Raw genomic sequence first — 25,810 nt, 5'->3', positions numbered from 1 at the left:
GCGCAAAAGAGGCGCGGACCGGCAGGTAAGACAGTCCGCACATCGGATATGGAAAAACGGAAAGCCGCTATTTTGACATGACCGCCCGGGCTTGGGCGCCACATCGCCGGACGGCGCGGCTCGGATGCCAGGCGATCGACCGGATCATCGATCCGACGCGTCGCTCAATAGCGCCCGCACAGCAGGTACTCCATCAGCGCCTTCTGCACGTGCAGCCGGTTCTCGGCCTCGTCCCAGACCACGCTCTTGGGGCCGTCGATCACGGCGGCCTCGACTTCCTCGCCGCGGTGCGCCGGCAGGCAGTGCATGAACAGCGCGTCCGGGTTGGCGCGGTCCATCATCGCGGTGGTCACCATCCAGTCCTGGAAGGCGCGCTTGCGGACCTCGTTCTCGGCCTCGAAGCCCATGCTGGTCCAGACGTCGGTGGTCACCAGATCGGCGCCCTGGCAGGCGGCCAGCGGGTTGTCGAAGACCTTGACCAGGCTCGCGGCGCTGGCGGGCACCATCGCCGGATCGAGCTGGTATCCCGGCGGCGCCGAGAAATGGAAGGTGAAGCCCAGCCGTTCGGCGGCCTGGATCCAGGTATAGGCCATGTTGTTGGCATCGCCGATCCACGCCACCACCTTGCCGCGGATGCTGCCGCGGTGCTCGATATAGGTGAAGACGTCGGCCAGCACCTGGCACGGATGGTATTCGTTGGTCAGCCCGTTGATCACCGGCACGCGCGAATGGGCGGCGAAACGGTCGATGATCTCCTGGCCGAAGGTGCGGATCATGATGATGTCCACCATGCGGGAGATCACCTGCGCGGCGTCCTCGATCGGCTCGCCGCGGCCCAGCTGCGAGTCGCGCGTGTTCAGGAACACCGCGTGGCCGCCCAGCTGGTGGATGCCGGCCTCGAACGACAGTCGCGTGCGGGTCGAGTTCTTCTCGAAGATCATCGCCAGCGTACGGTCGTGCAGCGGATGCCAGGTCTCGTAGTTCTTGAACTTGGTCTTCAGAATCCGGGCGCGGTCGAGCAGGTACTCGTACTCCTTCGCATCGAGGTCGCTGAATTGGAGGTAGTGCTTGATCGGCGTTGGGCTCATAAAACAAAGAAGGCGGCTCGATGGGGACACGCGAGGCCATGAACGGTCATGGAACCACGCTGTCGCGGAGCCGCCTTTCGCGTCGCTTGCGCAATGTGAGTTCAGGAATCATAAGGGATTATTCCTGCTTTGGCGAGCCTGGGCGGGCGCACGGCCGGGCCGCCGGGGAGCCCTCCCGGCTTATGCGGCAGTCTTATATAAGATATAATACTCGCTGATTCACGCGGGGCCCGGCATACCCTTGCCGCCGCCCGCCGCCGGCATCAAAAGTGCCCCCGCCACGACCGACGCCCCGCCTTCCGGCCAGATTCGCGCGAACCCATCGCCGCTCGCCGCGTCAAACGGGCGCCCGTTGCGGGTTTCCCGTCGAGTCACCAGCCTCACCGCAGTCCATGAATTCCACCGTTCGCCAGTACTTCATCCAGGGCATCACCAAGGAAGGCAAGACCTTCCGTCCGAGCGATTGGGCTGAACGGCTGTGCGGCGTGATGGCGCAATTCCGCCCGCCCGGCGATACCGGCGATCCCCGCCTGACCTACTCCCCTTACGTGCGCCCGGTGATGTCCGGCGGCGTCAAATGCGTGGTGGTCGATGCGCGGCTGCGCGAGATCGAGCCCAAGGCGCTGGACTTCGTGCTGAACTTCGCGCGCGACAACCACCTGCAGCTGGTCGAGGCCTGCTCGCTGGATTGAGTGCATCGACGAATAAGCGCGGGAGCGCGCCGAGGGCGAAGGGCAAGGACGAAGCGCAATGCCGCAAATCGGAAGCGCAACGCCGAAGCGCAATGCCGAAGCGCCAAGCGGAATGCAAAAAGCCCGTCATCTGACGGGCTTTTTTACTGCGCCGACCGCGCGCCAGGCGCGGCCGGTGAACGCGGCAATCAGGCGGCCATGGCCTTGATCGCAGCCGACAGACGCGACTTGTGGCGCGCTGCCTTGTTCTTGTGAACGATCTTCTTGTCGGCGATGCTGTCGATCACGGCTTGCGAGTTCTTGAAGATCTCGGCAGCAGCGGCCTTGTCGCCGGCGTCGATCGCCTTGCGGACTGCCTTGACGGCCGTGCGCAGACGCGAGCGCAGGCTGGAGTTGTGCGCGTTCTGGGCGACGGCTTGACGCGCGCGCTTGCGAGCTTGTGCGGAATTTGCCATTTCGTAAATATCCTGAATTCAGATGCGTGCGTGGATTGCACAAGAGCGACCCGGGATGCACTGACACACGAATCCGGAACGCAACTATCTTCTCGAATCGGCGATTATACACACAAGATCGAAGCCGCCGCAAGGAAGATCCCGCCCGTCGGCGAAGGCGGCGGGCCGCGCACACCAATCCGTATAATTGGCGCCACAATTGGCGGGCCCAGGCTCGCCCGGTGTGGTGGCATTGCAACTTTCGGCGCTCCGCGGCCGTCTGACTGCGATCCGCCGCCCGGCGACGCGTCCCGGCGGCGCCACAACCGTTTCCTCTCCTCCCCGACCTTGAACCTGCTCAAATCGCTCGCCACCATCAGCGGCCTGACGATGCTGTCGCGCATCACCGGCCTGATCCGCGAGATCCTGATCGCCCGCGCGTTCGGCGCCTCCGACATGACCGACGCGTTCAATGTCGCCTTCCGCATCCCGAACATGCTGCGCCGGATCTTCGGCGAGGGCGCCTTCCAGCAGGCCTTCGTGCCGATCCTCGGCGAATACCACGGCAAGCGCGGCGACGAGCCGACCCGGCTGCTGGTCGATGCGGTCGCCACCGTGATGGCGTGGGCGCTGGCCGCGGTGTCGCTGGTCGGCGTGCTGGCCGCCCCGGTGATCATGACGATCGTCGCGACCGGCTTTCGCGGCGACAACCAGACCTACGACGCGGCCGTCTTCATGACCCGCGTGATGTTCCCCTACATCGGCCTGATCTCGATGGTCGCGCTGGCCTCGGGCGTGCTGAACACCTGGCGCAACTTCGCGGTGCCCGCCTTCACGCCGGTGCTGCTGAACCTGTCGCTGATCGGCGCCGCGCTGTTCGTCGCGCCCCATCTGCAGCAGCCGATCTACGCGCAGGCCTGGGGCGTGCTGGTCGGCGGCCTGCTGCAGCTGGCGATCCAGGTGCCCGCGCTCAAGCGCATCGGCATGCTGCCGCGCATCGGCGTGAACCTGCGCGCCGCCTGGCGCGACCCCGGCGTGCGCCGCATCCTGCGGCAGATGGGCCCGGCGCTGCTGGGCGTGTCCGTGGCGCAGATCAGCCTGATCATCAATACCAATATCGCCTCGCGCCTGGCCACCGGCAGCGTGTCCTTCCTGACCTATGCCGACCGCCTGATGGAGTTTCCGACCGCGCTGCTCGGCGTGGCGATCGGCACGATCCTGCTGCCGAGCCTGTCGAAGGCCAGCGCGCGCGAGGACAGCGTCGAGTATTCCGCGCTGCTCGACTGGGGCCTGCGGCTGACCTTCCTGCTGGCGATCCCGAGCGCGATCGGCCTCTATGTCTTTGGCCGGCCGCTGACCGCGGTGCTGTTCCACTACGGCAAGTTCGACGCCCATGCGGTCGAGATGACCAGGCTCGCGGTGATGGCCTACGGCGTCGGCCTGGTCGGCCAGATCCTGGTCAAGATCCTCGCGCCCGGCTTCTACGCGCGGCAGGACATCCGCACGCCGGTCAAGATCGCGATCGCGATGCTGGTGATGACGCAGCTCGCCAACCTCGCCTTCGTGCCCTGGCTCGGGCACGCGGGGCTGGCGCTGTCGATCAGCGTCAGCGCGACGCTCAATGCCGTGCTGCTGTTCATCGGCCTGCGCCGCGTCGGCGTCTACCGGCCCGCGCCGGGCTGGTGGCTGTTCCTCGCACAGCTGTCGGCCGCGGCGACGCTGCTGGCGGGCGTGCTGCTGTGGTTCGCGCGCACCTTCGACTGGGTCGCCCTGGGTACCACCCCGCTGCTGCGGATCGCGCTGATGGCCTCGTGCCTGGTGCTTGCGGCGGTCGTCTACTTCGGTACACTGTGGCTCACGGGCCTGCGCTATGCTGCCTTCAAGCGCAAAGCAGCCTGAAGACATGGCGCCGGCCGCAACCAGGAACCGCTATGACCTCGACCAAAGTCCTGGACTATTTTGCCGCGCTGGTGGCGGACGACAGCGGTATCCCGCTGACCGAAACGGCCCTGTCGATCGCACAGGATGCCTACCCTGACCTGGATCTGCAGGCCGAACTGGCCGCCATCGACGTATTGGCCCTGCGGCTGAAACGGCGGATCGCCGACGGCACCCCGGCCATCCAGCGCCTGCGCCTGCTGAACCATTTCTTCTATCGCGACCTGGGCTTCGGGCCCAACGCGAACGACTACTACGACCCCGACAATTCGTATCTGAACGTGGTGCTGCGGCAGCGGCGCGGCATTCCGATCTCGCTGGCGGTGCTGTACATGGAGCTGGGCCAGCAGATCGGCCTGCCGCTCAAGGGCGTTTCCTTCCCCAACCACTTCCTGCTGCGGATGTCGATTCCGGCGGGCGAGGTCGTGCTCGATCCGCTGACCGGCGAGACGCTGTCCAAGGAACAGCTGCAGGACATGCTGGACCCGTACCTGGAGCGCGAGGGCATCGCCGATCCGAACGCGGTGCCGCTCGGCCTGTTCCTGCAGACCGCCAGCCATCGCGAGATCATCGCGCGGATGCTGCGCAATCTGAAGGCGATCTATCTGCAGGAGTCGCGCTGGCAGCGGCTGCTGGCGGTGCAGAACCGGCTGGTGATCCTGCTGCCCGATTCCATCGAGGAAGTGCGCGACCGGGGCCTGGCCTACGCGAATCTGGAATGCTTCCGGCCCGCGCTGGAAGACCTCGAGGCCTATGTCAGCGCCCGGCCCGATGCGGCCGATTCGACCCAGATCCGCGACCGCATGCCGGCGCTGCGGATGATGAGCCGGTCGCTGAACTGAGCGGGCGAACGCAACCAGGCAAGGAAGAACGGAGAGACAGAGAAAGAGACAGGCCGGCATCGCAAAGATGCCGGCCTCGCAGCAAGCCGCGTCCTACGACACGTCTTACGACACGCGGCGGCGCTTGTCGCCGCGCCGCAGCAGGCGCCACAGGCCGCCCAGGATCAGCGGCACGATCGCCGCGCTGATGCCGGCCAGCACGATCAGGTTCAGGTACTGCTTGATGAAGGGCAGGTTGCCGAAGAAATAGCCGGCGAACACCAGGCCGAACACCCAGATGACCGCGCCGAGCACATTGAAGAACTGGAAGCGCGCGAACGTCATCTGCGACACCCCCGCGACGAAGGGCGCAAACGTACGCACGATCGGCACGAAGCGCGCGATCACCAGCGTCTTGCCGCCGTGGCGCTCGTAGAAGTCGTGCGTCTTGCGCAGCGCCTGCTGGTCGAGGAAGCGCCATTGATGGTCGAACACCTTCGGGCCGATCCAGCTGCCGATCCAGTAGTTGACGGTATTGCCGCCGATCGCGGCGGCGAGCAGCAGCCCGATCAACACCCACTCGTTCATCGCCCCGGTGGCGCAGAACGCGCCGGCGATAAAGAGCAGCGAATCCCCGGGCAGGAAGGGCACCACGACCAGGCCGGTCTCGGCAAAGACGATCGCGAACAGAATGGCATAGACCCAGGCGCCATATTGCTGAATCACGGTGCCGAGATACTTGTCGACGTGCAGCAGCATGTCGATGAACTGCAATACGATTTCCAAGACGTTCCCCATCTTTGTCCAGCCCGACATCATACAAGACGAACGTGGCCGCACCGGTGGCGTAACCCCCCCATCTGCGGCAGGGGTGCGAGCTTCCGCACGCAATCGGGCACATCGCTCCCGCGCCATCCCGGCCCCGTCCCCGACGCGTCGCGGCCCCGTTCCGCTCCCATGCCGCAACGAGGCCGGCACGTATAATCGCTGCCATGTCCGCGCCACCCTCCTCTCCTGCCTCCGCCGCCGCATTTCCCGCATCGGGCACCACCCCGGGTGCCGACCCGCGTGCAGACCGCCCGCAGCGCCGCCTGGCCCCCTCACGCCCGATCCGCCCGCTGCCCGATCAGCTGGTCAGCCAGATCGCGGCCGGCGAGGTGGTCGAGCGCCCGGCCTCGGTGGTCAAGGAGCTGCTGGAGAACGCGCTGGACGCCGGCGCGACGCAGTTGTCGGTGCGGCTCGAGGAAGGCGGCGTACGCCGCATCGTGATCACCGACAACGGCTGCGGCATCCCGGCCGAGGAGCTCTCGGTCGCGCTGATGCGCCATGCCACCAGCAAGATCGCCTCGCTCGATGAGCTCGAATCGGTGCTGACGCTGGGCTTTCGGGGCGAGGCGCTGGCCTCGATCGCCTCGGTCTCGCAGCTGGTGCTGACCAGCCGCACGGCGAACTGCCCCCACGCCAGCCAGATCCATGCGGACACCGGCGCGCTGCAGCCCGCCTCGGGCGGGGTCGGCACCACCGTCGACGTGCAGCACCTGTATTTCAATACGCCGGCCCGCCGCAAATTCCTGAAGAGCGAACAGACCGAGCTCGGCCATTGCCTCGAGGTGATCCGGCGCATCGCACTGGCCCGGCCCGACGTCACGCTGTCGGTCCATCACAACGGCAAGCCGATGGAGCACTGGAATGCGGGCGATGTCGCCACGCGTACCGCGCAGGTGCTCGGCAGCGAATTCGCCCGGGCGCGGCTGCCGCTGGAAGAACAGGCCGGCGAGCTCGCGCTGTACGGCTTCGCCGGATTGCCGACCGCCTCGCGCGGCCGTCCCGACCAGCAGTTCTTCTTCGTCAATGGCCGCTTCGTCCGCGACAAGCTGCTGACGCACGCGGTGCGCAGCGCCTATCAGGACGTGCTGCACGGCGACCGTTTCCCTTCGTACGTGCTGTGCCTGGACCTGCCGCCCGAGCTGGTCGACGTCAACGTGCACCCGTCCAAGATCGAGGTGCGCTTCCGCGAGTCGCGCGCGGTCCATCAGTTCGTCTACCACGCGGTGCAGCGCTGCCTGGCGCGCCAGGCGGGCGAAAACGGCGACAGCCTGCATACCGGCGACGACGGCATCGGTCATGGCGGCCAGGCCCCGGCGCTGCGCGTCGCCGCCACCAGCCCCGCGCAGCCGGGCGGTCGCCCCTGGGTCGATTACACCGCGGCCGCGCGCCAGACCGAGCTCGGTATCGCGCAGCCGCGGCAGGCGTATCTGGGCATGGTCCGCGATGCGCTGTCGCCGGCCGGCCAGCGCTTCACGCCATCGAGCCAGCCGCCCGCCTGGCTGGCCGATGCGCGCGCCGCCCGCGCGGACGAACCGCCGTCGCTGCTCGACCGTGCCCCGATGCAGGGCGCAGGCGCCGGCGACGGCGAGCAGGACGACGCCGGCGACCATCCGCTCGGCTATGCGATTGCCCAGCTGCACGGCATCTACGTGCTGGCGCAGAACGCGCGCGGCCTGGTGCTGGTCGACATGCACGCCGCGCACGAGCGCATCCTGTACGAGCAGATCAAGAGCGCGCTCGACGCGCGCCAGATGACGGTGCAGCCGCTGCTGATTCCGGTCACGCTGCCGGCCAGCCCGGTCGAGATCGGCGCCGCCGAGGAACACCAGGACACGCTGGCGCTGCTGGGCTTCGACATCGCGCCGGTCTCGCCGACCACGCTGGCGGTGCGCGCGATTCCGGCGCTGCTGAAGCAGGCCGACGCCGAGGCGCTGGCGCGCGACGTGCTGCGCGACCTGCATGCCTATGGCGGTTCGCGCGTGCTGGCCGAGCGCCAGAACGAACTGCTGGCGACGCTGGCCTGCCACAGCGCCGTGCGCGCCAACCGCAAGCTGACCGTCGAGGAAATGAACGCGCTGCTGCGCCAGATGGAACAGACGGAGCGCGCCGACCAGTGCAACCATGGCCGGCCGACCTGGGTCCAGCTGACCGTGGCCGAGCTGGACCGACTGTTCCTGCGCGGCCAGTAAGGCCGCGCGCTGTCGTTGTCCGCCTCGTCGTTGTCCGCTTATTCCATGGCCTCCGCCTCGCCCGCTCCCATCGTCTGCCTGCTCGGCCCCACCGCCTCGGGCAAGACCGTGGCCGCCCTGGCACTGGCCGCGCGCGCGCCGATCGAGATCATCAGCATGGATTCGGCGCTGGTCTATCGCGAGATGGACATCGGCACCGCCAAGCCCTCTGCCGCCGAACTGGCCGCGGTGCCGCACCATCTGATCGACATCATCGATCCGGCCGACAGCTATTCGGCCGCGCAATTCGTCGCCGATACCAATGCGCTGATCGACGCGATCCGCGCGCGCGGCCGCGAGCCGCTGATCGTCGGCGGCACCATGCTCTATTACAAGGCGCTGACCCAGGGCCTGAACGATCTGCCGCAGGCCGATCCGCAGGTGCGCGCCGAGCTCGACAAGCTGGCCGAGCAGCGCGGCTGGCCGGCGCTGCATGCGATGCTGGCCGAAGTCGATCCGGTCACGGCGGCGCGGCTGGCGCCCAACGACGCACAGCGCATCCAGCGCGCGCTGGAGATCCACCGGCTGACCGGCCGTCCAATGTCGGCGCTGCTGGCACGCCAGGCCGATGCGCGCACCTTCGACGGCGCGGCCGGCGCGCGCTTTCGCGCGATCGCGCTGGAGCCGTCGGACCGCGCGGTGCTGCACGCGCGCATCGAGGCCCGCTTCGACGCGATGCTCGCCGGCGGGCTGCTGGACGAGGTCGAACGCCTGCGGGCACGCGGCGACCTGCATCCGGGACTGCCATCGATCCGCTGCGTCGGCTACCGGCAGGTCTGGGAATATCTGGACGGCCTCTGCGACTTCGCCACGATGCGCGAGCGCGGCATCGCGGCGACGCGCCAGCTGTGCAAGCGGCAGCTGACGTGGCTGCGCTCGACGCCCGAGCGGCTGGTGGTCGATTGCCTGGCGCCGGACTATGTCGAGCAGGTCGCGCGGCTGGCGCAGCCGGGCCCGTAGCCGACGGCACGGCGAGCGCGCGATAATCGCGGCTTCGTCCCGTCCGGGCTACTACATTCAAATTCCGCCGCCATGACCGCCACCGCCTTCACGCTGCGCCCCGCCACCGCCGACGACTGCGACACGCTGCTGCGCCTGATCGCCGAGCTCGCCGAGTACGAAAAGCTGACCCATCTGGTCGAGGCCACGCCCGAGAAACTGCGCCGGACGCTGTTCGGCGCGCGCCCGCTGGCCGAGGCCGTGCTGGCCGAGGTGCCCACGCCCGAAGGCCCGCGCGCGATCGGCTTCGCGCTGTTCTTCCATAACTACTCGACGTTCCTGGCCAAGCCCGGCCTCTATCTGGAGGACCTGTATGTCGAGCCGGCCTGGCGCGGCCACGGCATCGGCAAGGCCCTGCTGATCCATCTGGCGGGACTGGCGGTCGAGCGCGGCTGCGGCCGTTTCGAATGGACCGTGCTGGACTGGAACACGCCGTCGATCGACTTCTATCGCGCGATGGGCGCCAGCGTGCTGCCGGACTGGCGCATCTGCCGGGTTACCGGCGAGGCGTTGACGGCGATGGCGGGGAAGTCAGCCTGACGGCGCGGGCATGAACAAGTGGGCTTGAACAAACGGGCTTGAAGAAGCGGGCGTGAACAAGCGGGCTTGAACAAACGGGCTTGAACAAACGGGCCTGGACAAGCCGGCCTGCCTCGACACGGGCAGCGACGCGCCCAAACAAAAACAGGCGGATGCCAAAGCATCCGCCTGTTTTTTGTCCCAACGCCGGGAGGATCAGACCACCGTGGTCAGACCACCACGGTCGGCGCCTGCCCCTCCTCGCGCTCGCGGATCTCGCCGATCTGCCACACCGCCTCGCCGGCGGCCTGCAGATGCCGGATCGCGCGTTCGGCGTCTTCCTTGGCCACGATCACCACCATGCCGACGCCGCAGTTGAACACGCGGTGCATCTCGTCGTCGGCGACGCGGCCCTGGGCCTGCAGCCACTGGAACAGCGGCGGCAGCGTCCAGGCATCGCGCTGCAGCACCGCGGTCACTTCCTTGGGCAGCACGCGCGGCACGTTCTCGGTCAGGCCGCCACCGGTGATGTGGGCCATGCCCTTGACGGGGAGCGTCTCGATCAGCGACAGCAGCGGCTTCACGTAGATGCGCGTCGGCGCCATGATGGCGTCCTGCAGGCGCTGGCCGTGGAAATCGGCCTCCAGGTCCGGCTTGGCGACCTCGATGATCTTGCGCACCAGCGAATAGCCGTTCGAATGCGCGCCCGACGAGGCCAGGCCCAGCACCACATCGCCCGGCACGATGGTGGTGCCGTCGATGATGCGGCTCTTCTCGACCGCGCCGACCGCGAAGCCGGCCAGATCGTATTCGCCGTCCGGGTACATGCTCGGCATTTCCGCGGTCTCGCCGCCGATCAGCGCGCAGCCGGCCAGTTCGCAGCCATGGGCGATGCCCTGGATCACGGTGGCGGCGGTATCGACGTCCAGCTTGCCGCAGGCGAAATAGTCGAGGAAGAACAGCGGCTCGGCGCCCTGCACCAGGATGTCGTTGACGCTCATCGCGACCAGATCCTGGCCCACGGTGTCGTGGCGGTTCAGCTGGAAGGCCAGCTTCAGCTTGGTGCCGACGCCGTCCGTGCCGGACACCAGCACCGGCTCCTTGAACTTGCGCGACAACTCGAACAGCGCGCCGAAGCCCCCGATGCCGGCCATCACGCCCTCGCGCATGGTGCGCTTGGCGAAGGGCTTGATACGGTCGACGAGCGCGTCGCCCGCATCGATGTCAACGCCGGCATCGCGGTACGAAAGGCCTGCCTGGCCGGAAGTGGGGGCTGCGCTCATGGAATTCTGCGGGTCCTGGATGGTGGAAATGACGACACTCGGGCGAGTCGGATCACGCGTCGGACCACGCACAAGTGAGGAATGCGGCCCTCGCGGCGCCGGTTGGCGGGTCGCGAGTCCAGTAGAATCGCGATTTTAACGGATACCGGGTGTCGGCTTCCAGTTGCATCGGCTTGTGCCGTGCAAACCCGCCGCCGCCGGGCGACGACCCGCGCTTGCCGCGCGTCCTCGGCTTTCCTTTTGCTGGTCTCTTTCAGCTGGTCACTTTTTACCGGTCTTTCCCCCACTGTCCCGATGAACGCCCCCCTGCTGTCCCACGAGGCCAAGCGCATTCTGCTCTGGGTCGCGCTCGGCGTCGCGCTGTTCGCCACGCTGCTGGCGCTGGCGCCGGTGCTGTCGCCCTTCCTGTTCGCGTTCATCTTCGCCTACATCCTGAACCCCGGCGTCGATTGGCTGCAGCGGCACAAGGTGCCCCGGGTGATTGCCGTCTCGCTGATGATCCTGCTGCTGATCGTCGTCGTGGTGTTGCTGGTGCTGCTGGTCATCGCCGTGCTCCAGCGCGAGATTCCGCAGTTGCGCGAGCAGCTGCCCGAACTGCTGAAGAAACTCAATTCGGTGGTGGCCCCGCGCTTGTCCGAACTCGGCGTGCGCGTGCGCTTCGACTTCCCGGGGCTGCGCCGCATGATGTCGGAGCGCTTCGCCGCCAGCCCGGAGGACCTGCTGGCGGTGCTGCTGACCTATGTGCGCGTCTCCGGCACCGCGCTGATCACCTATGGCGGGCTGGCGCTGCTGGTGCCGATCGTCATGTTCTATCTGCTGATGGACTGGCACATGGTGATGCGCCGCATCGAGGGCCTGGTGCCGCGCCGCTGGGTGCCCAAGGTGCGCGAGCTGACCGCCGAGACCGACGCGCTGCTGTCGCAGTATCTGCGCGGGCAGATCGTGGTGATGCTGATCCTGGCCGCCTTGTATTCGATCGGCCTGACCATCGCCGGCTTCGAGATCGCGATCCCGATCGGCGTGTTCACCGGCCTGGCGGTCTTCATCCCCTATATCGGCTTCGGCTTCGGCCTGGCGCTGGCGATCGTCGCGGCGCTGCTGCAGTTCGGCAATCTGTACGGGCTGGGCGCGGTCGCCCTGGTCTACGGCATCGGCCAGTTCGTCGAGAGCTTCTATCTGACGCCGCGCCTGGTGGGCGACCGAATCGGGTTGCATCCGCTGGTGGTGATCTTCGCGCTGCTGGCCTTCGGGCAGCTGTTCGGCTTCTTCGGCGTGCTGCTGGCGCTGCCGACCTGCGCGGTCCTGCTGGTCGGCGCCCGCCAGTTGCGGCGGCTGTATGTGACAAGCGACCTCTACCGGAAGTAATCGATACGCCATGTCTCCGCGCCCCAAGCAACTGTCGCTCGAATTGGGCAGCCCGCCACCGTCGACCTTCGAGAACTTCTTCGTGTCGGCCAACCGCGAACCGGTGCAGCGGCTGCGCGAGCTGCCGGGCGCGGTGGCGCAGGAGCGCGCCGCCGACCGGCTGATCTATCTGTGGGGCGAGACCGGCTCGGGCCGCACCCATCTGCTGCACGCGCTGTGCGACGCCGGCGCCCATGCCGGCCTGCGCTGCCGCTATCTGAGCCCGCACCACGCGCTGGCCGATTTCATCTTCGATCCGAGCTGCCAGCTGTACACGGTCGACGACGTCGACCTGCTCGACGAGGCCCGCCAGATCGCGGTGTTTTCCCTGTATAACGAGGTGCGCGCGCACGTGCGCACCGCGCTGGTGGTGGCCGGCAGCCTGGCTCCTGTCACCATGCCGGTGCGCGAGGACCTGCGCACCCGGCTCGGCTGGGGCCTGGTCTACCAGCTCGCGCCGCTGTCGGACGACGACAAGATGGCCGCGCTGGTGCAGGCCGCGCGCGAACGCGGGCTGCAGCTGTCCCCCGAAATCCCGCACTGGCTGGTGACGCGCCACTATCGCGACATGCCCAGCCTGATGGCGCTGCTGGACGCGCTCGATACCTATTCGCTCGAACGCAAGCGGGCGGTGACGCTGCCGCTGCTGCGCGAAATGTTCGCCGAGTTGCGTGAATAGCGCGCGGGCCGGCCGGAAGCCCTACACACCGGCCCACACGCCGGCCCGCGCAGCGGCCTCAAACACCGGCTCGCACGCGGCCCGCCCCCTGGCACGCTCCCTGCAATCGGCCGCCAAGCCGGCCGTCATCCCCTTAAGGTAAAATCGCCGCCCATGAATCTGGCATTGTTCGACCTCGACCACACCCTGATCCCGACCGACAGCGACCACGAATGGGGCCGCTTTCTGGTCCGTCTTGGCGTGGTCGACGAGGAAACCTATCGTCGCAAGAACGACGAGTTCTACGGCCACTACAAGGCCGGCACCCTCGATATCCAGGCCTTCCTGAAGTTCGCGCTGGCCCCGCTGGCGGCCCATCCGCGCGAGCGCCTGAACGCCTGGCGCCAGCAGTTCATGCACGAAGTGATCGAGCCGGCCATCACGCCGCAGGCGCGCGCGCTGGTCTACAAGCATCTGGACGCCGGCGACCTGTGCGCCATCGTCACGGCGACCAACAGCTTCGTCACCGCGCCGATCGCCGCCGCCTTCGGCATCAAGCACCTGATCGCCACCGAACCCGCCACCGCCGACGGCCTGGCCGAGAGCGCCTACACCGGCGAGGTGTTCGGCATCCCGAGCTTCCGCGAAGGCAAGATCGCCCGCGTCGAGGCCTGGCTGAAGGAACAGGGCGCGCGCTGGCAGGACTTCGCCACCACCACTTTCTACAGCGATTCGATGAACGACCTGCCGCTCTTGGCCAAGGTCACCGAGCCGATCGCCACCAACCCGGACGAGCGCCTCCGCCATCATGCCGCCGCGGCCGGCTGGCGCATCATGGACCTGTTCTGACGTGATCAAGAAGCTTATCAACCGGCTGCTGGGCAAGCCCGGGCCCAAGCAGCGACGCCTCGGCCGCGCCCACACACCGCGCATCATCAGCGCCGACGAGCACCAGATCGATCCCACGCTGCTGTCGCGCAACGCGGTCAAGGTCACCAGCACGCTGCAGCAGGCCGGCTACCAGGCCTTCATCGTCGGCGGCGCGGTGCGCGACCTGCTGCTCGGCATCAAGCCCAAGGACTTCGACGTGGCGACCAACGCCACGCCTGACCAGGTGCAGGCGCTGTTCCGCCGCTCGCGCATCATCGGCCGGCGCTTCCAGATCGTGCACGTGACCTTCTACGGCGGGCGCGAGCAGGAAATCATCGAGGTGTCGACCTTCCGCGCGCTGGTCGACGCGGTGGCCAGCGAAACGCTGCCCGAAGGCCGCCGGCTCAAGCGCGCCGAACTGGACAACAAGACCCACGCGATCGACGCCTCCGGCCGGGTGCTGCGCGACAACGTCTGGGGCTCGCAGGCGGAGGACGCCGAACGGCGCGATTTCACCATCAATGCGATGTACTACGACCCGGCCGAGCAGACCGTGCACGACTACCACCACGGCATGGAAGACATGCGGGCGCGCACGCTGCGGATGATCGGCGATCCGGTCACCCGCTATCGCGAGGACCCGGTGCGGATGCTGCGCGTGGTGCGGTTCGCCGCCAAGACCGGCTTCGACATCGACGAGGCCACGCGCCAGCCGATCGCCGACCTGGCCTCGCTGATCCACAACGTGCCGAGCGCGCGCCTGTTCGACGAGATGCTCAAGCTGCTGATGTCGGGCCACGCCTGGGCCTCGCTGCAGGAGCTGCGCAAGGCCGGCCTGCACAAGGGCCTGCTGCCGCTGCTCGACGTCGCGATCGAACAGCCGCTGGGCCAGCGCTTCGTGCAGCTGGCGCTGGACAACACCGACCGCCGCGTGCAGGCCGGCAAGCCGGTTTCGCCGGGCTTCCTGTTCGCCGCGCTGCTGTGGCACCACGTGCTGCAGCGCTGGAAGTCGCTGCGCGAAGGCGGCGAGCATCCGATCGCGGCGCTCAATACGGCGATGGACGACGTGCTCGAGCGGCAGACCGGCCAGCTGGCCATCCAGCGCCGCTTCGTCACCGACATGCGCGACATCTGGGGCATGCAGCCGCGCTTCGAGAAACGCGTCGGCCGCATGCCGTTCCGCCTGCTGGAATCGCCGCGCTTCCGCGCCGGCTTCGACTTCCTGCAGCTGCGCTGCGAGGCCGGTGAGATGCCGGCCGAACTGGCGACCTGGTGGCTGGACTTCCAGAACGCCGACTCCGAAGGCCGCGAGAATCTGATCGAAGCGGCACGCGCCTCCGGCACCGCCGGCAGCGAGGGTCCGGCGCGCAAGAAGCGCCGTCGGCGGCCGGCGCGGAAATCGGATAAAGTTTCCCCCCGGGATGAGACGGACGCGGCAGCCGACCAGCAAGGCGGCGCGCGCGGCCAGCCGGAGGAAACCGAATGACACTGGCCTTCATCGGCATCGGCGCCAATCTGGGCGACGCAAGACAAGCCGTCAAGGATGCCATCGTCTGCCTGGCGCAGCAGGTCGGCATCCGGATCGTGGCGCGATCCTCGCTGTATCGCAGCGCGCCGGTCGATGCCGGCGGCGACGATTACTACAACGCGGTGGTCAAGCTGGAGACCAGCTTCACGGCCGCCCAGCTGCTGGTCATCTGCCACCATATCGAAGACCAGTTCGGCCGCGAGCGGCCCTTTCGCAATGCACCGCGCACGCTGGACCTGGACCTGCTGGTGTTCGGCGACGAAATGCATGACGGCGCGCAACTGACCGTACCGCATCCGCGCGTCGCGGCGCGCGCGTTCACGCTGGTGCCGCTGCTCGAGCTCGAACCCGAGCTGGTGATTCCGGGCCTGGGCCGCGCGGCCGACCATCTGCCCGCGGTCGCGGGCCAGCGCATCGACAAAGTTTCCTTCTGCCAATGTACGCGCCAAGCGGAATCTCCCCGTTCTTCCTGACTGCCGGCCTGCTGACGCTGTCCAATGTGTTCATGACCTTCGCGTGGTACGGCCACCTGAAGGACCTGGGCAGCCGCCCCTGGTATATCGCGGCGATCGTCAGCTGGGGCATCGCGCTGTTCGAGTACCTGCTGCAGGTGCCGGCCAACCGGATCGGTTTCCAGCATGGCATCTCGCTGGCGCAACTGAAGATCCTGCAGGAAGCGATCACGCTGACGGTGTTCGTGCCGTTCTCGCTGCTGTACATGCAGCAAAGCTTCAAGTGGGACTACGTGTGGGCGGCGCTGTGCATGGTCGGTGCCGTCTATTTCATCTTCCGCAGCTGACGGCCCCGCCCGTTCCGGGCGCCGGCCAGCGGACCTCCGAGGCACAACGATGAGCTATCTCCTGGAACCCTCCCGCAAGTCCATCACGATCCCCAAGCTGCAGGCGATGCGCGCCGCCGGCGAAAAGATCGTGATGCTGACCGCGTACGACTCGAGCTTTGCCGCGCTGCTCGACCACTGCGGCGTCGAGGTGATCCTGATCGGCGATTCGCTGGGCAACGTGATGCAGGGCCAGCAGACCACGCTGCCCGTCACGCTGGAACAGATGGCGTACCACACCGAATGCGTGGCGCGCGGCAACCAGACCGCGCTGGTCGTCACCGACCTGCCCTTCGGCACCTACGGCACGCCCGAGCAGGCCTTCGCCAGCGCCGTGACGCTGATGCGCGCCGGCGCGCAGATGGTCAAGCTCGAAGGCGGCGAGTGGCTGGCGCCGACCGTCCGCTTCCTGGTCGAGCGCAGCATTCCGGTGTGCGCGCATATCGGGCTGACGCCGCAGTCGGTGCATGCCTTCGGTGGCTTCAAGGTACAGGGCAAGACCGACGCGAGCGCGGCCCAGCTGCGCCGCGACGCCGAGGCGCTGCAAAGCGCCGGCGCCCAGCTGATCGTGATGGAAGCGGTGCCGGCCGCGCTGGCCGCCACCGTGACCAGCCAGCTGGAGATTCCGACCATCGGCATCGGCGCCGGCGTGGATTGCTCGGGCCAGGTGCTGGTGCTGCAGGACATGCTGAACATCTATCCCGGCCGCAAGGCGAAGTTCGTGCGCAACTTCATGGAAGGCCAGACCTCGATCGAGGCCGCGATCCGCGCCTATGTCGCCGCGGTCAAGGACGGCAGCTTCCCCGCGCCCGAACACACCTTCTCGGCCTGACGCCGCCCGATGGAGATCGGCGCCGCCACCGCGACCGCCTTCGCGCTGCTCGCCGGCGGCGATCCCGCGCTGTGGGAGATCGTCTGGACCTCGCTGAAGGTCGCCTTCGCCGGGCTGGCGATCGCCACCGCCCCGGCGATCGGCGCCGCCTACCTGATCGCCACCCATGACTTCCCCGGCCGGCGGCTGGTGGTGGTGCTGGCGCAGGCCTTCCTGTCGTTTCCGACCGTGCTGGTCGGCCTGATCCTCTATCTGCTGCTGACGCGCCAGGGGCCGCTGGGCAGCCTCGGGCTGCTGTTCACGCCCACCGGCATGGTGATCGGCCAGGCCGTGATCGGCTTTCCGGTGGTGCTGGCGTTCGCGCTGTCGACGCTGCAGGGCGCCGATGCGCGGCTGCGCGAGACCGCCTGGGTGCTGGGCGCCGGCGCCTGGCGCACCTTCTTCACCGTACTGCGCGAGCTGCGCTTCGGCCTGATGGCGGCGGTGGTCGCCGGCTTCGGCCGCGTGATCGCGGAAGTGGGCTCGGCGCTGATGATCGGTGGCAATATCGAAGGCTCGACCCGTACCATCACCACCGCGATCGCCCTGGAGACCAGCAAGGGCGAATTCGCCCAGGGCATCGCGCTTGGCATCGTGCTGGTGGCCCTCGCGCTGCTGGTCAACGTGCTGCTGGCGTGGTTGCAGGGCGCCGGAGGATTTCGCCGATGAATGCACCGGAGTCGGATCGGAACCGCCCCGCCGGGGACGCGCTGGCGCCGCCGCTGCTGGTGGTGCGCGGGCTGCGCCGCCGCATCGGCGCGCGAGCGCTGTTCGATATCGACGCGCTGGCCTTTCCGCGCGCCACCGCGGTGGTGCTGACCGGCGTCAACGGCGCCGGCAAGACCACGCTGCTGCGGATGATCGCCGGCCTCGAACGCGCGCCCGGCGCCACCGTCGACTGGACCGGCACCGACGGCCGGCCGTGCAGCGCCTCGCTCGATCCGCTGCCGCTCGCGCTGCGCCAGCGCATCGCCTACATGCATCAGCATCCCTACCTGTTCCGTACCTCGGTGCGCGAGAACATCGCCTACGGGCTGCATGCGCGCGGACTGCCGGCCGACGAGGTCGCGCGCCGCGTCGGCGCCGCGCTGGGCTGGGCCGGGATCACGCATGTCCAGGACACCGCGCCCGACCGCCTGTCCGGCGGCGAAATCCAGCGCGTGGCGCTGGCCCGCGCCAAGGTGCTCGAGCCGGACCTGCTGCTGCTCGACGAGCCGACCTCGAACCTGGACGGCCACGCGCGCGAACAGGTGATCGCCCTGGTGCGCGAGCTTGCCGCCGAAGGGCGGACCGTGGTGATGATCTGCCACGACCGCGACCTGATCAATCTGCCCGGCGTGGTGCGCTGGAAGCTGACCGACGGGCGGCTCGACACCCATCACCGTTAGGGCTTTTCTGCGGGCAAGCGCAGCGTGGCGGGCAGCACGCCGCGCAGCGCGTTGGCGATCGCCAGTTCGTCGGCGCGCAGCAGCATCTCGCGCGTGATCGGGCTCTCGACCACCGTTCCGCCGAGATAGCCAACGCCATCGCGCAGCACCTCGTTACGCATCACGCCCGGCAGGATGTCCGCCGACAGCGGCGGCGTCAGCCAGCGGCCGTCGACGCGCACGAAGACCGAGCTGCGTCCCCCTTCCAGCAGTTCGCCGCGCGTGTTGAAGAACAGGCTGTCGAAGGCGCCGATGCGCTCGGCTTCGCGCCAACCGGCGTCGAAGGTGTCGCGCGCGCTGGTCTTGTGCCGGCGCAAGGGATCGGCGACAGGCAAGGCGACGTCGGCGACGATCAGGCCCACCGGTCCTTGCGGCAACGGGGCCAGCGCACCGGAGGTGCATCGCAGCGTTCCGGCCTTGTCCAGCGTGAGCCGTAGCCGCGCGGGACCTTGTGCGAGGGCTGCCGCCTCCCGCGCGATCGCCTCGCGCACCGCTTGCTGATCGAAACGAAAACCGAAACACGCCGCCGACGCACGCAGCCGGGCCAGATGCGCATCTAGCCGCAGGCAGCGGCCCTGCTCCACGCGCATCGTCTCGATCAACGTGAAGCCCGGATCGTGCCCCGTCAGGAAGCGCGCCTTCCAGCCGCATTCGGCGTACTCGTCGGCGGCAACGCTGTCGTGCACGATGCCGCTGCCGACACCCATTTCGCCTGCCCTCAGGCCGTCGTCGCGGCGCGGACCGAGCACCAGCGTGCGGATCGCCACGGACAAGGCCGCCTGTCCCAGCGTTTCGCCCGGTTCGGGCGCGTCGACCCAGCCGATCGCGCCGGTATAGAGGCCGCGCGGGGCGCGCTCCAGCTCGGCGATGATCTCCATGGTCCGGCGCTTCGGCGCACCGGTGATCGAGCCGCACGGAAACAGCGCGGCCAGCAGGCCGGCCAGCGTGGTCCCGGCGCGAGCGGTGGCCGTCACCGTCGAAGTCATTTGCAGGACCTGGCCGAACGGCTGCACGGCGAAGCGTTCGGGCACCTGCACCGTACCCGGCTGCGCGACCCTGCCGAGATCGTTGCGCAGCAGGTCGACGATCATCACGTTCTCGGCCCGGTTCTTGTCGTCCGCCGCCAGCGCGGCCGCGGCTTCGGCATCGCGCTTCGCATCGCCGCTGCGCAAGGCGGTGCCCTTCATCGGCCGGGTCACCAGCTTGCCGCCGCCGTCATGACGGAAGAACAGCTCGGGCGATAGCGACAGCACCCAGTGATCGCCGGGCAGCCTGGCCAGCGCGCCATACGGCACCGGCTGCGCGCGGCGCAAGTCCCGATAGAAAGCGATCGGATCGCCAAAGGATGCGAAGCGCAGGCGCTGCGTGAAATTGACCTGATAGGTATCGCCAGCCTCGATCCATTCGTGGATGCGGGCGATGGCCGCGTGGAAGCTGCGTTCGTCGGTATCCGAGCGGACCTGCATCGCGCCGGCGAGCGCGGTGGTGTCGCAATGTTCATCGAGCCAGCGCCCGATCTTCGCCGCATCGCACACCGTCTTGGACGCGAACCACAGGACGCGCATCCCGCCATCGGCAAACGGATTGTCGGCACTGGGCTGCGCCAGCGTCGGCACCCGAACCAGGGGCGCGCCGAATTCGTAAGGGGCGAACAGGCAGGCATGCCAACCTTCCCTCCACCCGTCTTTCAGGCTCGGCTCCAAATGCTCCAGTGCACCCGCCGGCACGACGTCCATGCGCATGAAGCCGGTATAGAGCCGGCACGTCGTCCCCTCGCCCGTGGCCTCGTCGAGCAGGACGAACGGCGCGCCAGGGTCGATCCGAGGCAGGAAGGACGAAGCGGAATGGCCTGAGCTAGGGGACAACGTGGACATCGGGCAGCAGGGTGAGGGAACGCCTTGGGCGCGGCTTCGGGCCGGCAGACAAAAGAGAGGCCACATTATCGCCCGCGATGGACCCGCCTTCGCAATTCGCTCGCGGGACAACCACCGCTCGACGTCGCCGTCCGCGCGCCTTCCCACAAGCGCACAGTCTTCGTCGTTGCCAGCAAAAACAACTCTCCGCCGTTTTTTATAGCGAGGTCTGCCCAATGCGCGGATCGTTGCCGCCATGCCGTCCGCAGTGATGGCGAAAAAAGAAAACGGGACCGTCGCCCCGTGCATGACGCACGGGACTGAAACCGCTACGGGGGAGAGATGGGAGCCAGGACATCTACCATCAAGTGTGCGCGCCTCGAGGACTTGGCCACCGTCCCAAGGTCAGAGAAGGAACCGCTGCTCCGGGTTCGTGAAGGCGACATCGGCTATGTGAATGTACAAGTCGAGGGCCACGAATACCTGGTCACCAGAACCGGCCAGTTCGGCGTTCAGGTCTGCCGACTCGATATCGAAGATCTCCCGCTCGCCACGCGATTCATCCAGGCCATCAAGGAGTTCTTTACTCACCGAGTTGCCGATTTTTTTCAACTCCGCGGTGTAGGCAGCCGGTCCTATCGGATCGGCAAGGCAGTCGAAAGCTGGACGGGATTTGCGGATGGGCAGGAGAAGGCGGAGGGGCCGCCGAGCGTACTGGCGCCAACAGTCAGTATCCAGACGCCCGGTAAAAAAACGACGGAAGGCCAGTCCAACTACGCCGTCGTGCATTTGGCAAACCATGGTACGCGGCCGGCGGGCAAGATCAAGATTTCGACAGCGTGCAAGCCTCTGAGCGAACGCGATTACACGTGGCGAAATGGCTTGCTCTGTCGGCTCTTTGGGCCAGCAACGAAATTGCAGGCTGGAGCAGCGCCAGAATTGGATGACGAGGCTTGCCGAACGGAACTCACGGCAGCCTTCGACCTCGCCGGCGAAGACGCACAGCAGGCATTTGCGCGGCTATATGAAACGATGCTCGCCATGGTTGGCGTCCAGGGGGCTGCGGTTGCCAATGCTGGCAGTGCGCACGTGCCGCTCGTTACACGCGCAAAGCTGCTGTTGCTTGGATGCGCAATCTCGACCCACGTCTGTGCCGAACAAACGCCACGGAAACGGTCACCGCAGGAAGCAGCCGAGGTGCTCGGCATGCTGGGCTCTTCTTGGCATCAGTTGAGCGACCACAGTGAGGCAGCGATTCAATGCTGGCAGGCCGCTCGTCGGCTATCTCGTTGCGAGCTTGGCCTTCAGATGCTCCTGGAGCTGATCGGCCGGCCCACAGATTTGCCGGAGCCGGTCGTGGAACAGTGGCAAGCGGCATTGCGGATCTATCTTCAAGCGTGCGATTACTTGAGCTCCCGTAGTGATGCGGCCCGCCAAGAGGACGCGCGCCGTGGATCGGCAAACGCCGACGGCAACATCGCAAGCGAACTTGATGCCCTGCGGGCCTGGACCGGACATCCCATCGGCGCCGCCGAATATGCCGCGGCCATGCTGGCCGATGCAAACCATCCACGGGAAAACCGGCTGGCGTATCGCGCGTTGATCGGTGCCGTCAAGCTGATGCAGATTCGCGCGTTGGCCGATCCTGCATGGATGAAGGCCCAGCGCCGAGCGATGGAGGGCGCAGGTTCGGTGCCATCCTTGGCGGCACCGTTGTCGAAAGACGAAGTCGTGGCGCTCGCCTTGTGGCGTAACGGCTTCCGCGACGACCTGGACGATGGCCTGCTCGCACAATTTCAGCACCTGCTCAACAAGCTGGTATTGGAGTGGCTGCCGCGCAGGCGCGTCGATCTGCTGACGGGTGTCGAGAACGAGCTGATGCCCGACGATTCACCCGTTGCCTTGGCGTTGGGTGATCCGATGACGCAGGCAGTCACCCGAAGAACCGTGACGCAGCAGAGCCAGGACTACCACACGGCAATGGGCCGGATGACACGATTGCTGGTGTTGCATTTCAAGATGGTCGCGGGGATTCCGTTGCTTCAGCATGAGGCATTGTTGCGGGATGTTTTGGGATTCGGGGATGAAGTACGGAAACTTGGTTTATCGGTAGAAGCCGCTGCGCAGTTGGAGCTGGAACTCGAGCACGTTTTGGCTCGGCTCGACAGTGTCGCGCGCGTCATGGAAATTAATGAGGGCGTTCAGGCTTACTCCAAAGACGATCTTCGAAAACTGCATCCCGAACTACACATTCAAGGCGATACCAAGACACGCATAGCAAGGCTGCGTCGGCAACTGGCGGCCATGCAAGCGCGGCATCCGAAGGCCGACTTAGCTCTCCAGTCGGAGCCATCATTCGATGGAGCGGCGGAGAACGTTACGGCCACGCAGCGAATAGTCTTCCTTGTCCGAGGTGGCCTTCTAACGCAATGGCTGTGCTCCACTGAATTCGGCATGCGTCTGCACGCATATACCGTCACGGATGCATTCAAGAGCGCCGTCATCAGCGACCTGATCGATGTTCCAGCCAATCGTCCGCATCGACTAGAAATGGAAGCGGAATTGAGCGGCATTACACGAATCGATCTAGGCGTGATTGACGAATGGGCGGCGGAGGCCGGCGTGCTGAGTGCAACGGCACCGGAAGCGATCCCGGCAAGGCCGGGAGTGTCTACGGAAGTGACTGAGATATCTCGCCGCTTCCAGGAATACCGGCAGGTCGTCGCGATGCTGCGAGCCGGCCGCGACAAGGCCGATGCCGGGGTGGTACTTCCCGAAACGCCGCGCACCAGGGAAGACTTCCGACAGATCGCTAGCCATCGAATCGACACCAATCTCGGCAACGGCGCCAAGGGCAGCGTTTCGAGGACTGGGGGTGCAGGGGCGAGCGTCAGCATCGGTGCCGGCGCCTCCGCCATCCTCGCCGGCCCCGCCCCCACGATAAGCGTCTCGTTCTCGCAGGCGAGTACCACCACCCGTACGGGAAGCTTCGGCATCTTGAGTAGTTCCGTCGGTGGGCAAACGATGACCGTCAGCGAGACCACGGGAGATACCGGCCAGGTCGGGGCCGGCATCAGCGTCTCCACGACGACCGCCCTGGACGTCGGTGTGGACGCAAGCTACGTCGATCGAGACGGTACCGAGATCGGCATCGCCATACGTTCCCCGGCCACCCCCGGCTCAAGAGACTGGGTAAAGACTAGCCAGGACGCCGTCAACGTCGTATTCGGCAAGAAATTGGCGAACAAGATTGAGAAAGACCTGGCTGCTGCGCCGTATCCATCGAAAGGTGACCGCGCGCTTCGAGAGCTGTGCTACCAGTGCTTTCAGCCCCTGTTGAAGGGGACACTCGCCCTGAATGTCTTTGACAACAAGACCTCATCAGAATCCGTCAATGCTGGCATTTCTGCCGGCGTTGGATTCAAGGTAAAAGAAGGGCTTCTTCAGGGTTCTCTCAATGCACGCCTGGGCAAGGAGACCGATCTGCTGACTCGCCAGACGCGGGTCGACCGGACCGGATCCACGCGGGTGGCGGTTCACGGCATTGGGGCCGGCTCCCGCTGCAGTGCGGCAGTGCGCGTGCTCGCTACCGTGCTGCCAAGTGAACTGACAAGCCATCTCAAGAGCGCCCTGTCATCAGGCGAACTGGTGGGTACAACAGTAACTTTCAGGGAACGAGGCGCTCAACATTTTATTCGGCGAGAAACAAGGGATGGCCTCACTCAGCCTTCTTTCGCGTGGGACATCGTTTTTCGCAATGTCGATGACTTGATCGCACACTCGAACATTCCGGAAGTGCAAGAACAATGGGGTGCGTACAACGAATCGCTGACCCCTGACGCGATGAAACTGGAGCTCGACAAGTGCATGCAGTACCTGCGATTGCACACTCGGGACTCCAGGCAGACCTTCATGGTCCGGCGATATCTGGTGGACGACAAGCTCACCGAGCTCAACGCATGGACGGCATTGGCAGAAGGACTGAGCGGCGACATCTTTCCGTTTGGCGACCTGTGTGATCGCTACGCGGTGACGCAGCGCTGCTTGAGTTTGCTGACCAAGAACGAGCACTACAAGCTTGGCGGATTCGGCGCCTACACGGGCGACTTTCGCGAAGAAGAGATCGGCCTCCACGGTGGCTTGATGCTCACGGAGACCAGAACGGTATCCGTGTCGACGGAGCTGCTGTGGTTCAACGCTCGAATCTCTCCACGCGCACCGAAGTCTTTGGAGGAGACAGACGCATCGGGATCTGAAGGAACCAACCCCACGCTGCTTGTGCAGCCGCGAGAAAAGCCAGCCCGTGCGTCATATTCCCCCGAGTTGCGTAACCCGTCCCATTCCGAGGTCCAGGCGCAAGTCGGCTCCCCAATCCCATCCCAGGAATTAGACCATGCTCCACTCCTCCACTAGCCGCTCGTCACCTTTGAACACGTTAAACCCCATGGATCACGCGCGTCGGGCCTCGGCCTTCATTGCGCGTACCTGCATCGATGCATCGCCTTCAGATACGAAGCGCTTAGGACAATTCGCTATCGCGCCAAGCGATCACTCAGCCGATGGAGTGACGAATGCATGTAGATCAGCAAATCCAGAGACTGTGGGCAAAAGCGATATGCTAAAGACGCTAAAAGCGCGCAACCTGAGTGTCCACGGTGCGCACATATATCATGTTGGGATCCCGGACATCTTGTTGGTGGCATCTGCGTACGGCGCCGATCGAATAACGCGCAAGGTCTTTTTTGAGACCTTGGATCTCTTTGTCCGACATGCACAGCGAGACGCAGATCACCCCAATGGGATCAGGCCGCATCACCTCACGCCCCTTGGCATTTCTGCTGCCGACGCTAAAAAACTACCATTGCATGATTCCATGCACGACATTGTGCTCGTCGCAGGCCTGTTGAACGGCGTGGTCGACATGGAAGACTTTGAGCTGCTATACGGTCCCGGGCCTAAGGGGCGATTTTTGCAACGCCATTTTCCCGGCGCCCCAGTATTGCCTCCGCGCCCGCCCTTGGCCGACCACTTCTACTGCGATACCTACAACCTCCTAATAAAGGATTCAAGCTATCGTCGACAGGAATTGAACGCGGAGATCCCGCTGATCTGTGCTGACCTCGAACAAGGCCCCGACTTATACACTTCCACAAACCACTACAAGCTCCGCCTGCTCGCCGCCGAAAGGAAGGGCGTTCCACTGAACGTCCTCGGCCCCTTCGACAACGAGGAATCGATGAGGCAAGCCTTCGCCGACATCTTCCATGTCGTGGCGCCCGACTACGAACCCAATGGCACCTGGCGTCAGGACGTCAAAACCTTCCGCTTCGTGGAGCCGAAGAGGATCGACTGGGTACACCAGCAGCCGAAGACGATGGAAACGGGCACCGGACGACCTAAGCCGGACCACAGCTGCTCGCAGCTTCTATGCAACGTCGTATGACGGCCCAGCCGGCATAGCCAGCACACAACGCCTCCCGCACCAATAAAAAAGCCGCGCCCAACCAAGGGCGCGGCTTTTTGTCATTCCC

At 66.3% G+C, this 25,810-nt stretch carries 22 protein-coding genes; 17 read left to right on the top strand and 5 right to left on the bottom strand.

Annotation, left to right across the window (positions count from 1 at the left end):
- Window positions 1-164: 164 nt before the first annotated feature.
- Window positions 165-1,088, bottom strand: coding sequence for an ornithine carbamoyltransferase (argF, locus tag K7G19_RS10590; protein WP_149316695.1), 924 nt, complete (start codon window positions 1,086-1,088; stop codon window positions 165-167).
- Between the two features lie 392 nt (window positions 1,089-1,480).
- Here argF and K7G19_RS10585 point away from each other — a divergent pair, with 392 nt between their 5' ends.
- Window positions 1,481-1,780 (top strand): DUF3579 domain-containing protein, encoded by a 300-nt coding sequence (locus K7G19_RS10585; RefSeq protein WP_006579060.1) that lies wholly within the window; start codon window positions 1,481-1,483, stop codon window positions 1,778-1,780.
- A 188-nt stretch (window positions 1,781-1,968) separates the two neighbouring features.
- On the opposite strand, the gene rpsT is transcribed toward K7G19_RS10585, so the two are convergent.
- The gene (gene rpsT, locus K7G19_RS10580; RefSeq protein WP_006579059.1) at window positions 1,969-2,235 is read right to left on the bottom strand and encodes a 30S ribosomal protein S20; all 267 of its coding nucleotides are present in this window, start codon (window positions 2,233-2,235) and stop codon (window positions 1,969-1,971) included.
- 327 nt (window positions 2,236-2,562) lie between these two features.
- On the opposite strand from rpsT, the gene murJ reads away from it, so the two are divergent.
- On the top strand, window positions 2,563-4,113 hold the full coding sequence (gene murJ / locus K7G19_RS10575) for a murein biosynthesis integral membrane protein MurJ (protein WP_149316694.1): 1,551 nt from the start codon (window positions 2,563-2,565) through the stop codon (window positions 4,111-4,113).
- Between the two features lie 32 nt (window positions 4,114-4,145).
- Entirely contained in the window at window positions 4,146-4,994 is an 849-nt protein-coding gene (locus K7G19_RS10570) for a SirB1 family protein (protein WP_023263957.1), read from the top strand.
- Between the two features lie 105 nt (window positions 4,995-5,099).
- Here the strand turns inward: K7G19_RS10570 and K7G19_RS10565 are convergent, their stop codons facing one another.
- Complete coding sequence (locus K7G19_RS10565) at window positions 5,100-5,747, bottom strand: VTT domain-containing protein (protein ID WP_187829116.1); 648 nt, start codon at window positions 5,745-5,747, stop codon at window positions 5,100-5,102.
- A 218-nt stretch (window positions 5,748-5,965) separates the two neighbouring features.
- On the opposite strand from K7G19_RS10565, the gene mutL reads away from it, so the two are divergent.
- The 3 genes from mutL (at window position 5,966) to K7G19_RS10550 (ending at window position 9,568) form a co-directional block, all read left to right on the top strand.
- On the top strand, window positions 5,966-7,990 hold the full coding sequence (mutL, locus tag K7G19_RS10560; protein ID WP_226107180.1) for a DNA mismatch repair endonuclease MutL: 2,025 nt from the start codon (window positions 5,966-5,968) through the stop codon (window positions 7,988-7,990).
- 45 nt (window positions 7,991-8,035) lie between these two features.
- Window positions 8,036-8,989 carry a tRNA (adenosine(37)-N6)-dimethylallyltransferase MiaA gene (miaA, locus tag K7G19_RS10555; RefSeq protein ID WP_226107178.1) on the top strand — a complete coding sequence of 318 codons (954 nt, stop codon included), beginning with the start codon at window positions 8,036-8,038 and terminating at the stop codon, window positions 8,987-8,989.
- Between the two features lie 72 nt (window positions 8,990-9,061).
- Window positions 9,062-9,568 (top strand): GNAT family N-acetyltransferase, encoded by a 507-nt coding sequence (locus tag K7G19_RS10550; protein WP_149316690.1) that lies wholly within the window; start codon window positions 9,062-9,064, stop codon window positions 9,566-9,568.
- A gap of 209 nt (window positions 9,569-9,777) precedes the next feature.
- On the opposite strand, the gene purM is transcribed toward K7G19_RS10550, so the two are convergent.
- Complete coding sequence (gene purM / locus K7G19_RS10545) at window positions 9,778-10,830, bottom strand: phosphoribosylformylglycinamidine cyclo-ligase (protein WP_150083374.1); 1,053 nt, start codon at window positions 10,828-10,830, stop codon at window positions 9,778-9,780.
- Window positions 10,831-11,124: 294 nt separating this feature from the next.
- Between purM and K7G19_RS10540 the strand changes: the two genes are divergently transcribed.
- The 9 genes from K7G19_RS10540 to K7G19_RS10500 all read left to right on the top strand — a co-directional run bounded on the left by K7G19_RS10540 (window position 11,125) and on the right by K7G19_RS10500 (window position 18,387).
- Window positions 11,125-12,195: an AI-2E family transporter gene (locus tag K7G19_RS10540; protein ID WP_149316688.1), complete on the top strand. Its 1,071-nt coding sequence runs from the start codon at window positions 11,125-11,127 to the stop codon at window positions 12,193-12,195.
- 10 nt (window positions 12,196-12,205) lie between these two features.
- Window positions 12,206-12,913 carry a DnaA regulatory inactivator Hda gene (hda, locus tag K7G19_RS10535; protein WP_064576515.1) on the top strand — a complete coding sequence of 236 codons (708 nt, stop codon included), beginning with the start codon at window positions 12,206-12,208 and terminating at the stop codon, window positions 12,911-12,913.
- 153 nt (window positions 12,914-13,066) lie between these two features.
- Window positions 13,067-13,741: an HAD family phosphatase gene (locus tag K7G19_RS10530; RefSeq protein WP_006578919.1), complete on the top strand. Its 675-nt coding sequence runs from the start codon at window positions 13,067-13,069 to the stop codon at window positions 13,739-13,741.
- A 1-nt stretch (window position 13,742) separates the two neighbouring features.
- On the top strand, window positions 13,743-15,248 hold the full coding sequence (gene pcnB / locus K7G19_RS10525) for a polynucleotide adenylyltransferase PcnB (RefSeq protein WP_226107177.1): 1,506 nt from the start codon (window positions 13,743-13,745) through the stop codon (window positions 15,246-15,248).
- Window positions 15,245-15,763 carry a 2-amino-4-hydroxy-6-hydroxymethyldihydropteridine diphosphokinase gene (gene folK, locus K7G19_RS10520; protein WP_149316685.1) on the top strand — a complete coding sequence of 173 codons (519 nt, stop codon included), beginning with the start codon at window positions 15,245-15,247 and terminating at the stop codon, window positions 15,761-15,763. The genes pcnB and folK overlap by 4 nt, the downstream gene beginning before the upstream one ends.
- Window positions 15,727-16,089, top strand: a complete 363-nt coding sequence (locus K7G19_RS10515; protein ID WP_149316684.1) for a DMT family protein — start codon at window positions 15,727-15,729, stop codon at window positions 16,087-16,089. Before folK ends, K7G19_RS10515 begins: the two co-directional genes overlap by 37 nt.
- Window positions 16,090-16,138: 49 nt before the next feature.
- A complete protein-coding gene (gene panB / locus K7G19_RS10510; RefSeq protein ID WP_149316683.1) occupies window positions 16,139-16,960 on the top strand; it encodes a 3-methyl-2-oxobutanoate hydroxymethyltransferase in 822 nt (273 codons plus the stop codon).
- 9 nt (window positions 16,961-16,969) lie between these two features.
- Window positions 16,970-17,668, top strand: a complete 699-nt coding sequence (locus K7G19_RS10505; protein WP_149316682.1) for an ABC transporter permease — start codon at window positions 16,970-16,972, stop codon at window positions 17,666-17,668.
- Complete coding sequence (locus K7G19_RS10500; RefSeq protein ID WP_226107176.1) at window positions 17,665-18,387, top strand: energy-coupling factor ABC transporter ATP-binding protein; 723 nt, start codon at window positions 17,665-17,667, stop codon at window positions 18,385-18,387. Before K7G19_RS10505 ends, K7G19_RS10500 begins: the two co-directional genes overlap by 4 nt.
- On the opposite strand, the gene K7G19_RS10495 is transcribed toward K7G19_RS10500, so the two are convergent.
- A complete protein-coding gene (locus tag K7G19_RS10495) occupies window positions 18,384-20,300 on the bottom strand; it encodes a chorismate-binding protein (protein WP_370639535.1) in 1,917 nt (638 codons plus the stop codon). The genes K7G19_RS10500 and K7G19_RS10495 overlap by 4 nt on opposite strands.
- Before the next feature lie 366 nt (window positions 20,301-20,666).
- Here K7G19_RS10495 and K7G19_RS10490 point away from each other — a divergent pair, with 366 nt between their 5' ends.
- Window positions 20,667-24,692 (top strand): hypothetical protein, encoded by a 4,026-nt coding sequence (locus K7G19_RS10490; RefSeq protein ID WP_226107175.1) that lies wholly within the window; start codon window positions 20,667-20,669, stop codon window positions 24,690-24,692.
- Entirely contained in the window at window positions 24,673-25,722 is a 1,050-nt protein-coding gene (locus K7G19_RS10485) for a hypothetical protein (protein WP_226107174.1), read from the top strand. The genes K7G19_RS10490 and K7G19_RS10485 overlap by 20 nt, the downstream gene beginning before the upstream one ends.
- The last annotated feature ends 88 nt before the right edge of the window (window positions 25,723-25,810 follow it).

This window comes from Cupriavidus sp. DB3 (assembly GCF_020418465.1).
GTDB classification, from domain to species: Bacteria; Pseudomonadota; Gammaproteobacteria; order Burkholderiales; family Burkholderiaceae; genus Cupriavidus; species Cupriavidus cauae.
Note: the sequence above shows the minus strand (reverse complement) of the source record. Positions and strands in the feature narration are given on the sequence as shown.

What these genes read in the sequence shown, in the direction of transcription:
- K7G19_RS10485 (WP_226107174.1), top strand. Translation starts at nt 24,673, where the DNA reads ATGCTCCACTCCTCCACTAGCCGCTCGTCACCTTTGAACACGTTAAAC.
- K7G19_RS10505 (WP_149316682.1), top strand. Translation starts at nt 16,970, where the DNA reads ATGGAGATCGGCGCCGCCACCGCGACCGCCTTCGCGCTGCTCGCCGGC.
- K7G19_RS10540 (WP_149316688.1), top strand. Translation starts at nt 11,125, where the DNA reads ATGAACGCCCCCCTGCTGTCCCACGAGGCCAAGCGCATTCTGCTCTGG.
- mutL (WP_226107180.1), top strand. Translation starts at nt 5,966, where the DNA reads ATGTCCGCGCCACCCTCCTCTCCTGCCTCCGCCGCCGCATTTCCCGCA.
- K7G19_RS10495 (WP_370639535.1), bottom strand. Translation starts at nt 20,300, where the DNA reads ATGTCCACGTTGTCCCCTAGCTCAGGCCATTCCGCTTCGTCCTTCCTG.
- purM (WP_150083374.1), bottom strand. Translation starts at nt 10,830, where the DNA reads ATGAGCGCAGCCCCCACTTCCGGCCAGGCAGGCCTTTCGTACCGCGAT.
- rpsT (WP_006579059.1), bottom strand. Translation starts at nt 2,235, where the DNA reads ATGGCAAATTCCGCACAAGCTCGCAAGCGCGCGCGTCAAGCCGTCGCC.
- hda (WP_064576515.1), top strand. Translation starts at nt 12,206, where the DNA reads ATGTCTCCGCGCCCCAAGCAACTGTCGCTCGAATTGGGCAGCCCGCCA.
- K7G19_RS10500 (WP_226107176.1), top strand. Translation starts at nt 17,665, where the DNA reads ATGAATGCACCGGAGTCGGATCGGAACCGCCCCGCCGGGGACGCGCTG.
- panB (WP_149316683.1), top strand. Translation starts at nt 16,139, where the DNA reads ATGAGCTATCTCCTGGAACCCTCCCGCAAGTCCATCACGATCCCCAAG.
- K7G19_RS10515 (WP_149316684.1), top strand. Translation starts at nt 15,727, where the DNA reads ATGTACGCGCCAAGCGGAATCTCCCCGTTCTTCCTGACTGCCGGCCTG.
- folK (WP_149316685.1), top strand. Translation starts at nt 15,245, where the DNA reads ATGACACTGGCCTTCATCGGCATCGGCGCCAATCTGGGCGACGCAAGA.
- K7G19_RS10585 (WP_006579060.1), top strand. Translation starts at nt 1,481, where the DNA reads ATGAATTCCACCGTTCGCCAGTACTTCATCCAGGGCATCACCAAGGAA.
- K7G19_RS10530 (WP_006578919.1), top strand. Translation starts at nt 13,067, where the DNA reads ATGAATCTGGCATTGTTCGACCTCGACCACACCCTGATCCCGACCGAC.
- K7G19_RS10570 (WP_023263957.1), top strand. Translation starts at nt 4,146, where the DNA reads ATGACCTCGACCAAAGTCCTGGACTATTTTGCCGCGCTGGTGGCGGAC.
- miaA (WP_226107178.1), top strand. Translation starts at nt 8,036, where the DNA reads ATGGCCTCCGCCTCGCCCGCTCCCATCGTCTGCCTGCTCGGCCCCACC.
- K7G19_RS10550 (WP_149316690.1), top strand. Translation starts at nt 9,062, where the DNA reads ATGACCGCCACCGCCTTCACGCTGCGCCCCGCCACCGCCGACGACTGC.
- argF (WP_149316695.1), bottom strand. Translation starts at nt 1,088, where the DNA reads ATGAGCCCAACGCCGATCAAGCACTACCTCCAATTCAGCGACCTCGAT.